Annotated in this window: 13 protein-coding genes and 1 rRNA gene; 2 read left to right on the top strand and 12 right to left on the bottom strand. The window is 34.2% G+C overall.

What is annotated here, in order from left to right; genetic code table 11:
• Positions 1–226, bottom strand: a 16S ribosomal RNA gene (locus F553_RS0102180); the annotation flags it as partial.
• A gap of 291 nt (positions 227–517) precedes the next feature.
• Here F553_RS0102180 and ybaK point away from each other — a divergent pair.
• Together ybaK and F553_RS0102170 are read left to right on the top strand one after the other, a co-directional pair.
• Entirely contained in the window at positions 518–988 is a 471-nt protein-coding gene (gene ybaK / locus F553_RS0102175; protein WP_018998805.1) for a Cys-tRNA(Pro) deacylase, read from the top strand.
• Between the two features lie 20 nt (positions 989–1,008).
• Positions 1,009–1,533 (top strand): transcription repressor NadR, encoded by a 525-nt coding sequence (locus F553_RS0102170; protein WP_018998804.1) that lies wholly within the window; start codon positions 1,009–1,011, stop codon positions 1,531–1,533.
• Between the two features lie 81 nt (positions 1,534–1,614).
• Here F553_RS0102170 and F553_RS0102165 read toward each other — a convergent pair whose 3' ends face one another.
• The 11 genes from F553_RS0102165 to F553_RS0102115 form a co-directional block, all read right to left on the bottom strand.
• The gene (locus tag F553_RS0102165) at positions 1,615–3,459 is read right to left on the bottom strand and encodes a carbon starvation CstA family protein (protein WP_018998803.1); all 1,845 of its coding nucleotides are present in this window, start codon (positions 3,457–3,459) and stop codon (positions 1,615–1,617) included.
• A gap of 254 nt (positions 3,460–3,713) precedes the next feature.
• On the bottom strand, positions 3,714–4,523 hold the full coding sequence (locus F553_RS0102160) for a Cof-type HAD-IIB family hydrolase (protein WP_018998802.1): 810 nt from the start codon (positions 4,521–4,523) through the stop codon (positions 3,714–3,716).
• Between the two features lie 102 nt (positions 4,524–4,625).
• Positions 4,626–4,895, bottom strand: a complete 270-nt coding sequence (locus tag F553_RS0102155; RefSeq protein ID WP_018998801.1) for a hypothetical protein — start codon at positions 4,893–4,895, stop codon at positions 4,626–4,628.
• Positions 4,896–4,911: 16 nt separating this feature from the next.
• A complete protein-coding gene (locus F553_RS0102150; RefSeq protein ID WP_008539788.1) occupies positions 4,912–5,748 on the bottom strand; it encodes a PTS system mannose/fructose/sorbose family transporter subunit IID in 837 nt (278 codons plus the stop codon).
• A complete protein-coding gene (locus F553_RS0102145; RefSeq protein WP_008539786.1) occupies positions 5,749–6,603 on the bottom strand; it encodes a PTS mannose/fructose/sorbose/N-acetylgalactosamine transporter subunit IIC in 855 nt (284 codons plus the stop codon). It abuts the gene before it with no gap.
• A gap of 35 nt (positions 6,604–6,638) precedes the next feature.
• A complete protein-coding gene (locus F553_RS0102140; RefSeq protein WP_015561601.1) occupies positions 6,639–7,130 on the bottom strand; it encodes a PTS sugar transporter subunit IIB in 492 nt (163 codons plus the stop codon).
• A 31-nt stretch (positions 7,131–7,161) separates the two neighbouring features.
• On the bottom strand, positions 7,162–7,578 hold the full coding sequence (locus tag F553_RS0102135) for a PTS sugar transporter subunit IIA (protein ID WP_018998800.1): 417 nt from the start codon (positions 7,576–7,578) through the stop codon (positions 7,162–7,164).
• 217 nt (positions 7,579–7,795) lie between these two features.
• A complete protein-coding gene (locus F553_RS0102130) occupies positions 7,796–9,085 on the bottom strand; it encodes an ABC transporter substrate-binding protein (protein WP_018998799.1) in 1,290 nt (429 codons plus the stop codon).
• Positions 9,078–9,788, bottom strand: a complete 711-nt coding sequence (locus tag F553_RS0102125) for a response regulator transcription factor (protein WP_018998798.1) — start codon at positions 9,786–9,788, stop codon at positions 9,078–9,080. The genes F553_RS0102130 and F553_RS0102125 overlap by 8 nt, the downstream gene beginning before the upstream one ends.
• A gap of 29 nt (positions 9,789–9,817) precedes the next feature.
• A complete protein-coding gene (locus tag F553_RS0102120) occupies positions 9,818–11,107 on the bottom strand; it encodes a sensor histidine kinase (RefSeq protein WP_018998797.1) in 1,290 nt (429 codons plus the stop codon).
• Entirely contained in the window at positions 11,107–12,015 is a 909-nt protein-coding gene (locus F553_RS0102115; RefSeq protein WP_279625107.1) for a sugar ABC transporter substrate-binding protein, read from the bottom strand. Before F553_RS0102115 ends, F553_RS0102120 begins: the two co-directional genes overlap by 1 nt.
• Between the last annotated feature and the right edge of the window lie 20 nt (positions 12,016–12,035).

Raw genomic sequence — 12,035 nt, 5'->3', positions numbered from 1 at the left:
GCTTATGTCAGAGGCCTCCTTTAGTAAGTGTCTCATGCGATACTCTTACATTCATTCGGTATTAGCACCCCTTTCGAAGTGTTGTCCCCATCTTGAAGGTAGATTGCTTACGCGTTACTCACCCGTTCGCCACTTGGTGTTTACCGAAATAAACACCCCGTTCGACTTGCATGTGTTAAGCACGCCGCCAGCGTTCGTCCTGAGCCAGGATCAAACTCTCCAAAAAAATTATTTTTCGAAGAACCGATTGGCTCTTAATTATCTGTTTTAAAGAAATTTATTTAGGTCATCTGCTAAAAGCAGATGCCGCACATTCGTCTGTTAGAAAACATTGTGCATTGTTTAGTTTTCAAAGAACATCTTTATTTTGTGCTGTCTCCGTGAGCCAGCTTCTATATAATACCTTGAATTCAATCAAATGTCAATACTTTTTTTGAAAAAAATATAAAATAATTTAAAATAACTTGGTAGCGTGCTATAATAATAGCGTAAAATCAACATTTAGGAGGATTTTGGTATGAAGAAAACAAATGCGGCCCGCATACTCGACCGCTTAAAAATAAACTATGAACTGAAAGAATATAAAGTGGATTTGAACGATTTAAGTGCTGTTCATGTTGCTACAGAAGCCGGTATGAATATAAAAACCGTATTTAAGACACTCGTTGCCCGCAGTGATAAAAATGATATTATCATGGCATGTATTCCCGGTGACGATGAGCTCGATCTAAAAAAGCTAGCAAAAGCATCCAATCATAAAAAAATGGAAATGATTCATTTAAAAGAACTTCAACCGCTCACTGGTTACATCAGAGGCGGCTGCTCGCCGCTCGGGGCTAAAAAAGATTATCCTGTCTACATTGATGAAACAGCTTTGAATTGGGAAAAAATCGCTGTCAGTGCCGGTATTCGCGGCGGACAAATCATTATTAAACCGCAGGATTTAATAAATGCTACAAATGCAACCGTTGCTGCTTTAACAAAATAAATTATAAAGTGAGTGATTGTATGAATACGGAAGAAAGGCGCCAAAAAATCCTCGAAACGCTTCTGCACAGCAAAATACCTCTCACCGGCGCCATGCTGTCGCATAAATTTCAGGTCAGCCGTCAGATAATCGTCGGCGACATCACCGTTCTGCGCGCCACCGGCCACGATATATACGCTACACCGCGCGGCTACATTCTGCCGGTCAAGCCGCAAAACACCAATCTGCTGGAAACTATCTGCTGCCGTCATGCTAACGATAAGGACAGCGTCAAAAAAGAATTTGAAATAATCGTCGACAACGGCGGCAAAGTGCATGACGTCATCGTCGACCATCCTCTGTACGGTGAAATCAGAGTCAATCTGTTCATTGCCACGCGCCGTGAAGCATACGCCTTCATCAAAAAAATGCAGCAGACAAAAGCCGAACCGCTCTTGGTTATGACAAACGGCGTTCACTACCATACGATTGAAGTTCCCGACAAGGACACTCTGTCTGTCATCTGCCAGGAACTTGCAAACGCCGGTATTTTAGTGAACGAATAAATAGATAAGCACACAAAAAAGCAATTCATCTTAAAAAGTTTATAGATGAATTGCTTTTTGTTTACATTACTTTATCAAATTTTATTTTACTAAATCAAGTTTACCCTGTTTTTGCAGTTCAGCTTTTGTTTCAGCTTCAATTTCTTCACGCGTTCTGTAATCCTGTTTAACAGTTTTCGCATAGCGTATCCAGCTGCGAATTGCTTCTATCATAACTACGGCAACGAGAACGAACATTACAGCACTGATTGCCACAAGCAGCCATTTGCCTGTCGGAATGTAGTTCGTAAAAATGTTCAGGTAATCAGCATAGCAGGTGATGATAGCAAGGAAAATACACGGTATCATCGTTACCCACGCATAACGGCCGCGGCCGATGCGGAAAATATACGATGTGCCGATTGCCAGAGCTATCGTGCCCAGAAGCTGGTTGGATACGCCGAACAGCGGCCAGATTTCACCGATATTGCCCTGAAGTACGAGATATCCCCAGCAGATGCTTACAGCAGCGCTGCAGAAGATAATGCCCGGCCACCATTCCGTATTGCCGAACGGTTTGTAAACTCTGCCCAGAAGTTCCTGCAGCAGATAACGGCCTACGCGCGAGCCGGCATCAATCAAAGTCAGAATGAACAATGCTTCAAACATAATGCAGAAATGGTACCAGAAGCCCATGAACTGTTCCATGTACGGAATTTTGGAGAATACGTCCGCCATGCCGACAGCAAGCGATACGGCGCCGCCCGGTCTGTGCATCAAATCTTCACCGACCATATGCGACAGCATCGGCAAATCCTGCACCTGAAGTCCCAGCGAAGCAAATGCCTGCTGTGTGGAGTTGATAGCAAAATAATCGGACGGATGAAGGCTCGTTGCAGCGATTAATGCCATCATGGAAATGAACGCTTCCGTAAGCATTGCACCGTAACCGATTGGTAAAATCTGACGTTCGTTCATAATCATCTTCGGCGTAGTACCGGTGGAAATAAGGCTGTGGAAACCGGAGATGGCACCGCAGGCGATAGTGATGAACACGAACGGAATAACGGAACCGCTGATTACAGGTCCGCCGCCCCATAAAAACGGCGAAGTTGCCGGCATGCGGATTTCCGGCGCAACGATGATGATACCGAGTGCCAACGCCAAAATCGTACCTATTTTCATATAAGTGCTCAGATAATCACGCGGCGCGAGAAGCAGCCAAACCGGCAGAACGGATGCCAAAAAGCCGTATACGGCAATGGCAATTTCAATCTGAACAACATTATATGTAAAATACGGTGCGAGTGTCGCAGAATCTCTTACATATGGTCCAAGTGCAACGGCAATCAAAATCATCGCTACACCGATAATCGTAGCTTCCTGAATACGTCCCGGACGCAGATATTTAAGATAAATACCGATAAAAATAGCAATAGGAATTGTCGCGCCTACCGTAAACGTTCCCCACGGGCTGTTGAACAGCGAGTTTGCAACAACAACCGCCATGCCGGCTTCCGTTATGATGAGCAGAAACAGCGTTGCCCAGAGAGCACTCGTACCGGCAAGCTTGCTGATTTCCGTCTTGGCGATTTCCGCCAGCGATTTACCGTTATGGCGAATGGATGCCACCAAAATTACCATATCATGCACGGCACCGGCCATAACCGAACCGATTAAAATCCACATCATGCCCGGCAGATAACCGAACTGCGCCGCGATAACCGGACCGACAAGCGGACCTGCCCCCGCAATAGCGGCAAAATGATGACCGAACACAACCCATTTATTCGTCGGCACATAGTCATGACCATCTTCCAGGCGAATAGACGGCGGTACATTGTACTGGTTCAAAGTCAATACTTTGGCAGCAATGAATGCACCGTAAAAACGATAAGCTAAAATAAGTACACACGCTGTAATTATTACGAGATGTACACCGTTCATAAAAAATCCTCCCTTTTCTCCTTATGTATACATATATCGTATACATACATAAATTTCATTAATCGTTACATGTAAAATCTCCCGCCTTCTTTCTAAAAATTATTATGTACTACTTTGTGAATAAATTAACTCACACAGACAAATTCGGCAAAAATTTTCAATCTCCTTCATGATTTTGCAACTTTTTCAAAATTTCTCCATGAATACAAAATACCTGTAGCTCATTCTAAAAACATACGCTACAGGTATTTTCATCAATCCACTAATTTTATCTTTTGTAAAAATTTATAAATGCCGTCGTGATTATTATCATCCGTTACGGCAGATGCCGTTTTCTTCACGTCGTCCGGCGCATTGTTCATCGCCACGCCAACGCCTGCAAGCTCGAGCATATCTAAATCATTATAATTATCCCCAAAAGCAATAGCTTGAGCAGGTATCATGTTCAAATGACGCAATAATACTTCGATACCATTTGCTTTACTTACATCTTTATTCATGATTTCTATTAAAATATCACTTGAACGCACTATATTTAATTGCGGAAACTTCTCTTGTAAAACTGCTTCTATTTTTGAACTAATATTTGCCTTTGTCATACACAATATTTTATTAGGCAATATATCTTTATTTATTAATTCTTTAAAATCAGCTTGACTGGCTTTTACATTAGTGATATTTTCTTCTCTTTTTACAGCTTTATTATCTTCATCTTTTACAAACCAATTATCATCACTATAATAATTTATTACTACATCATCAGGCCATAATAATTCTATTTCATCAATAATAGCCTTCGTATCTAATTTATTAATTTTATCATCATGTAAAATTTGATTTTGCTCATCTAAAACTAAAGCCCCACCATAACTAATCATTGGCATTTTTACATTCATTTCATCAAGAATTAATTTCATAGCTTTAGGCATACGTGCTGACACCAATACAAATGGTATATTTTTTAAAGCTAATTTTTGTACAGCTTCAATTGTACTAGTCAATAATTCATGTTTAGAATTCAATACTGTTCCATCAATATCTGAAAATACAATTTTCCAATCCATATTATCACCCACTTAAACTAAAATCATTTTAAACTCTAAAAAGGCTATGATGAATAATATTTAGATGGGGGAAATTATATTCATCATAGCCTTTTATTGCTGTTATTTTTCTATATAGTTAATCAATTTATTAATATTATCCTGTCCATTTTTTATGCCTAAGCTCAATATCAAACAAGCTATCACACTTAAAACCATTAATACTATACCTACAGTTGATAAGAAAGAATACATCTCATCTCCAAATAAAATCAATATTAATGATATAGAAGAAAGCATTATCATATTTCTAAACCAAACTTTTAAATTATTCAACATCTTAGTTTGATATTGTATTTCTCCAATATAAGCTTGTTTCATTTTGCTCTGCATAAAAAATCACCTTTCATCAATAAGTTAATCCTGTATCGAAGAAACCAACTAATACACCAACAAAAGCAATAACTACTAATAAAAGCATAACATAAATTGGTGACATATTTCTCTTAGTCAATAAATACCAACAGAAAATAACAAATACAGCTGATAAAATATTAGGGAATACGCCATTTAATGTATCTTGGAGTACTAAGAATGGTTTATCTGCACCTTCGGCAGTCATAGTGAAACCTGTTCTGATATTAATCCAAGTACCAGCAACAGCACCAATTACGATAGTACCTAACATTACTATAGATTCACGAATAGCTGTAGCTCTTTCACCAACTAAGAAATCAATTGCTTTACCACCGAGTTCATAACCTTTGAAGTATAAAAATCTCATACCCCAAGTAATAAGTAAGTTCCAAACGATTATATAGAAGATTGCCCCGATTGGTGAACCGCCAGTAGATAGACCCATTGCAATACCTAATAAAATTGGAATTAATGTACCTACTACCAAGGAATCACCGATACCAGCGAGTGGTCCCATAAGACCTGCACGAAGACCATTAATTGTTTCTGCATTGATATCATCTGCGCCATTAGCTTTTGCTTCTTCCAAACTTGCAGTAATACCTACAACTACACTACCAACCTGTGGTTCTGTATTAAAGAAGGCTGTATATGTCTGCATTGCCTTTTTCTGTTCTTCTTTTGTTTTATATAATTCTTCGATAATTGGCAACATAGCACATAAATAACCAAAAGTCTGCATATGTTCTTGGGAGAAACATGTTAAATGTCCATAGTACCAATTTCTAAAAGATTTATTTAGTGTTTTCTTAGAAATTTTCTTTTCCATTTAAATATCCTCCTCATCGTCATCATCATAGCTTGTTGCTCCACTAGCTGCTGCTTTTTTAGCTTCTATGCGAAGCATTTGAATTTTATAATTGATAATTGCAAACATACCGCCAACGATAGCAGCACCGATTAAGTTTAATCCTAAACCTGCAGCTAAAGCAAAACCTAAGAAAAATGGAATGAAATCCATAACATCATTAACAACTTGTTTTAATAAGATAGCAACCCCAACTGATGGAAGTAATGCACCTACTGTGAATAATGTCTGCATTGCAATACCATCCATTGGTAAATAAGTTTTAATAGCTTCTACAGCATCTTGACCATATAAACACATAACTACTGTTGGAATGAAAGAACATATAATATGAGAAATCCAAGGAAGACCCATATCTACGAAATATAACTTATGAAAATTACCTTCTTCAACAGCTTTCCAACCAATATGTTGCCATGCAAGGTTGATAGTAGCAGTACCATAGAATAAAACTGTACCAAGTGTACCTACCATGGAACCAAATGAAGTAGCCAAACCAATACCTGCTGGACTTGCTGGATCAAGACCTAAAGATTTAACAGCTATCATTGCAAGAGGAATACCGATATAACTTACGGCACGAACATCAGCAGAAACTGTACCACCTGGAGTAACAAGTGCTATGTATACAACCTGCATTGCAGTACCAATTAAAATACCGCTTTGAATATCACCTAAAACAATACCACAAACTAAGCCCCCAACGAGTGGACGACCTAATGTATAGTTACCAATTACAGTACCACCCATACCAGGCATACTAGCTAAACAAGCAAATATACCTAATATAATAGCTTGGAGCCAACTTATTTCCATGAAACTCCCTCCAATTCATCTTATATACAATCTAATTAAAAACCAAATTTACCTTTGAATTTATCCCAATTACCAATAGAAACATCTGGTAATAAAGAAAATTCAATGCTATAACCAGCTTTACTGATATCTTCTAAAGCTTGTGCTTCTTCTTGAGTAATGGACTGATTATTTCCAAGTGTTGTTGAACCTTCGCGGTCATTACATGGACCTACGATTACTTTTGTAATACCACATTTAAAACCTTGTTCAACTAAAATTTTTCTCATATCAATAGGGTCTTTTGTAATTAAGAAATAACGTGTATCGCTATCTAAAACTTTTTGAGCTTTCTTTTTGAAATCTTCTACAGTCCAAACAAATGTTTTTTTACCACTAGCTGCTTTATAAGCTGCTTTTAATACATCGGATTTTGCTGCTTTATCATTTACAGCGATTAATCCATCACAAGGATATTCTCTAGCCCAACGAGTACAAGTTTGACCATGAATCATACGGTCATCAATACGAATAAAAGAAACTGACATTATAAAAACCTCCTAAAATAATTGCCTAAAATTAAATATCATCCTCAGACTCTTCTACTATTTTAAATTCTTGCATAGCCATACGAGCCTGTTCTAAAACTTGGTCTGCTATTTCATCTAAGGAAACAGTATCTTTCATCAAAACAGTTGTCAAAGCTAATGGTAAATTCATTCCGCCTAAAATAACTGTTTTAATTCCTTTATTAACTAAAACATTTGTGGCATTTGTAAGTGGTGAACCACCGATTATATCACCTAGTAAAATAACTTCATCATCAGTTGAAATATCTTTTACTTTTTCAGTGAATAATGCTACAAATTCATCTACGCTTTTTCCATTTTCAAGACCAACAGATAAGATATCTTCTCTGTTTCCTGCCAACATGGATAAAGCATCATTTAAGCCATTTGCAAATTTTCCATGGCTAACTAATATTACATACTTCATAGTAGTTGCTCCTTCGTTTTTTATATTTTCTAATAATTCTCTTTACATCAACTATTCTATCAATATTTACGAAAATAATCATATGTCTACAATCACTAAATGAGTATTACATTTGTCACAATTTTATTTCATTCATTATGAGCAATAAAAAATAGTAGCCTAAAAACAGAATTTTAAGCTACTATTACCATCAAAAACAGTATAACATTATTTCTCATTATTCATTTAAATACTTATTTATATCCTTTTGTAATTCCAACAAACCTATATCAATATCGCTTTTATTTCTTATCATATCATTAATTTTTATATCAATTAAATTCAAAGCTTGATTATATTTTTTAAATCTACTATGTTCTAACGTTTTATTCATAACTTCATCTAAAAGATTTACATTTATCTGATTTTCTTTATTATCTTTACCTAAAAGGCATACAATATCTTCAGATTTATTGATTGATTTTAAAGAAGAAATTCCTTGTGAATACTTATATAAATCCTTTTGTGTTTCTTTTTCATAGGTGAGCATTTTCAAAAATTCCCAAGCTATATCAGCATTTTTACTTCTCGAAGATATTCCCATCAATAATGAAGAAATTTCACTTCCTTTATCATTAGATGATATCAACGGCATTTTTATACAATCCCATTCAAAATCAGAGAATTTTTTTACTCTCCAAGGATATGGCTTATATGTACGATATTGCGCAAAAGACATAGGAGCAAACGCTACTTTACCTGTATTAAATTCTTCCTTCGTAATGATATGTTCTTGATTTAATTTATTTAATTTTTCTACGAAAATAACTGCTTCTTTCGCTTCATCTTGGTCGATAAAACATTCTTTTCCATCTTCATCGAATAATCTTATACCATGACTATACATAGAATTTAACCAACTAAAATTATAACAACCATACTGGTCGATAGCCCCATCACCATTAGTATCTTTTGTAACTTGTTGACAAATATTATAAAAGTCATCTAAAGTCCAATCATTTTCTGGTATAGGTATATTTTCCTTTTCTAATAAAGTCTTGTTTACAAACATCAACATAGGATTACTTTCGTATGGCAAAGCATATTGTTTATGCTCATATTGACCAGCTTTTAACGTGCTCTCATAATAATCATCTTTATTAAAGTTCTTATCATTTTCTATTTCTTCTGTTAAATCCTTTAAAACACCTAAAGAACTCAGCGTATTAAAATCTTCATCTACAATCATAAATACATCAGGTTCTTCACCATTTACAATTTTATTGGCTAACCACAAAGAATAATCAGATTTTAAAATACCACTTTCATATTCAATCTCTACATTAGGATGTAATTTTTCAAAACGAGCTATAGCATCATCTATGACTTTATAATCATTTCCATTAGGCAATTCCCAATTGCCTACAAATATACCTAAATGTATTACTACTTTATTCGTATATAGATTTGTTACAGCTACATAAATAAATACTATAGCCATAAAACTTATTATAACTTTCTTAATCATTATCAAAATCCTTTGCAATTTGACCTGTCTGTACAGCCCAAATAGCCAATTGCGTGCGGTCTCGTAAATCTAATTTGGATAAAATGGAACTTAAATAATTTCTGACTGTACCTTCAGATAAAAACATTTTTTTAGCAATTTCTTTATTTGATAAACCCAATCCTATATTTTGAACTATCTTCCATTCATTTTTAGATAATTCATCTAGACAATTTTCCTCAACATTAATGATTAAATTTCTATTTCTCGACATATTAGAAAACATGCTTACTACTTTTGTAGCTATATCTGGATTAATCAAAGCTCCGCCATTATAGATAACCATAATATCTTCATACAATTCTTCCATGCCTACATCTTTTAATAAATAACCACTTGCTCCATATTTTAAAGCACTAAATATATATTCATCATCATCAAAAGTCGTCAATATCACTATTTTTATCTCTGGATATTGTTCTTTTACGACCTTAGTACAATATACACCGTCCATTTTAGGCATTCTTATATCCATTAAAATTATATCCACTTTATGTTTTTTCAGCGTTTCTAATACTTCATATCCGTTTCCTACAACACCAACAATTTCAATATTATCATGTGCACCTAAAATTATCTTTAACGACTCTCTTATCAATTCTTGGTCATCTGCTATTAATACTTTTATCATTTTCGCAATTATTATTGGAAATACCGCATCCAATAATTCTCCTTCTCTATAAGATTTTTACTCTATAAAGGTATTTTTATCTCAGTTGTAAAACCATTTTCACTATAAAAATTTATATCTCCTCTTATTTGAGAAACTCTTTCTACCATTTGTTTTAGACCAAAACCATAGTTTATAGCCTTACAACCTTTACCATTATCTTTTATTTTTAAACACAATAAATTATTTTCTTTGTAAATATCAATATCCACAACTGTAGCCAATCCATGTCGTATACTATTTGTTATACTTTCCTGAATAACTCTAAATAAGATATCTTCTATCTTGGTCTCAAAACCAGTTTCATCTATTTGATAATTTAAATTTATCTTTAAATCCGTTACATCAGATATCTCTTCTTTCATTTTTTCAATAGCTTCTTTTAATCTATACTGCTGTAAAAAATCCGGTCGCATCTTATTTAGTGAATTTCTAACATCTTTCATTCCTTTACGTATAGCTTTAGAGATTATCTTTAATTGCGCTTTTGCCAATTGAGGATTTTTATCAATCATAGTAATACAAGCATCAACGCCCACAGCCATTCCTGCCAAAGCATGTCCTATCGTATCGTGAAGTTCTCTAGCCAAACGCTTGCGTTCATTTTTTTCACCAAATTTTTCCGTAACAATAACATATTTTTGCATTTTTTTATTTATCATTGCCACCATGGATAATTTTTTACTGATATACTCATTTTCCTGTATCTGCTTCAAGATATAAATAATCATAAAAATTATAAACAATATTATATTAAAACCTTCTAATAATCTCTTTATGATTATTAAACAATTTCTTATGCTAGCATCATAGACTAGGAAATATTCTTCTATATTAACTAAAGGATAAAAATATGTAACTATTTCATAATTTGCCAATAAATATATAAGACCTAATGTAACTAATAAGACTTGATACTTCAAGCCTTTTTTCAGATGATACATACAATCACAAAAAACAAATAAAATTATTCCATTATATGATAAATATATCAAAAAAATAAGTATTACTGAAATTACTACTTCCAACAAACTATATAAGTAATTTATTGTTTTATTTCTTATATTATTAAACTCTCGATAATAAACGCAATAAGCTAAACAAAGTAATAAACCAACAGACCCACTAATAATATATACTGGAGCCGTAGGCATATACATTACTTTATCAAGAAAACTCCTCGCCAAATCATTTCCAATGATATATTTTGTTGTAATCGCAATAACTGCTACATAAAATAAAACAATTATCACATTTAAAATAAACATCGTATTTTTAACAATAAAGAAAAATAATCCATATGTTCTATTCATTATTGCCACCTATCTTCATCATATTTAAATAAATTTTCTTTGTTTATCAGCGAAATAGGTATTATTATATTTTTTTCTATTTTTTTGCCATTTAAAATATTATACATATTTTCTACAGCTATTTGCCCCATCTTGATAGGTGATTGCTCTACCGTACCGACTATCATTTGATTTCTGCCAATCAAAGCTTTTATTTCTGGCGTGCCATCTATTCCATATACCATTACATCATTTTTATTATTCTTTTCCAAAGCAGCCAATGCACCTAAAGCACTTGGGTCATTTAACGCCATTACCACATCTATATCAGGTGTTTCTTCAATAATCTCTTGCATCTTAGGCATGGCAATCTCTAATTGCCCATCACATTCAGCTTCGTTTATAACTTTATATTTTTCATTATTATCAATTACGCTCAAAAAACCTTCAATTCGCTCTTTTGCTGATTTTGCTGTTGTATGTTTCAATAAAACAATATTCGCACTATCTAATCTTTCCATCATATCTTTTGCACATTGAACACCAGCATCATAATTATCCGAAACAATCGTACAATTCACTAAACTTTCATCACTAACTGGAGCGTCTATGATAATTACAGGAATATTTGCTCTTTTTGCTGCCTGTAAAGCTGGCTCTATTTGTTCAAAATCAATAGGATTTATAAAAATTCCATCTACTTTTTGGTCTATGAATTTATATATCTGCTCATTTTGCTTATCTACATCTAATTCTGGGTCTAAAGTAATCAATGTATCATTATTTTTCTCTACTACTTTTAAAATTTCATTATTGATTATTTTATAGAATGGATTATTCATGGTCATATAACTAACACCAAAAACTTTATGTTTAGCAACAGGTGCTGTGTATATGTTGTATGTAACTGTAAAAATTATTAATACCATAAAAAAAATTATTATATATG

This window comes from Megamonas rupellensis DSM 19944 (assembly GCF_000378365.1).
In the GTDB taxonomy this organism is placed as follows: domain Bacteria; phylum Bacillota; class Negativicutes; order Selenomonadales; family Selenomonadaceae; genus Megamonas; species Megamonas funiformis.
Note: the sequence above shows the minus strand (reverse complement) of the source record. Positions and strands in the feature narration are given on the sequence as shown.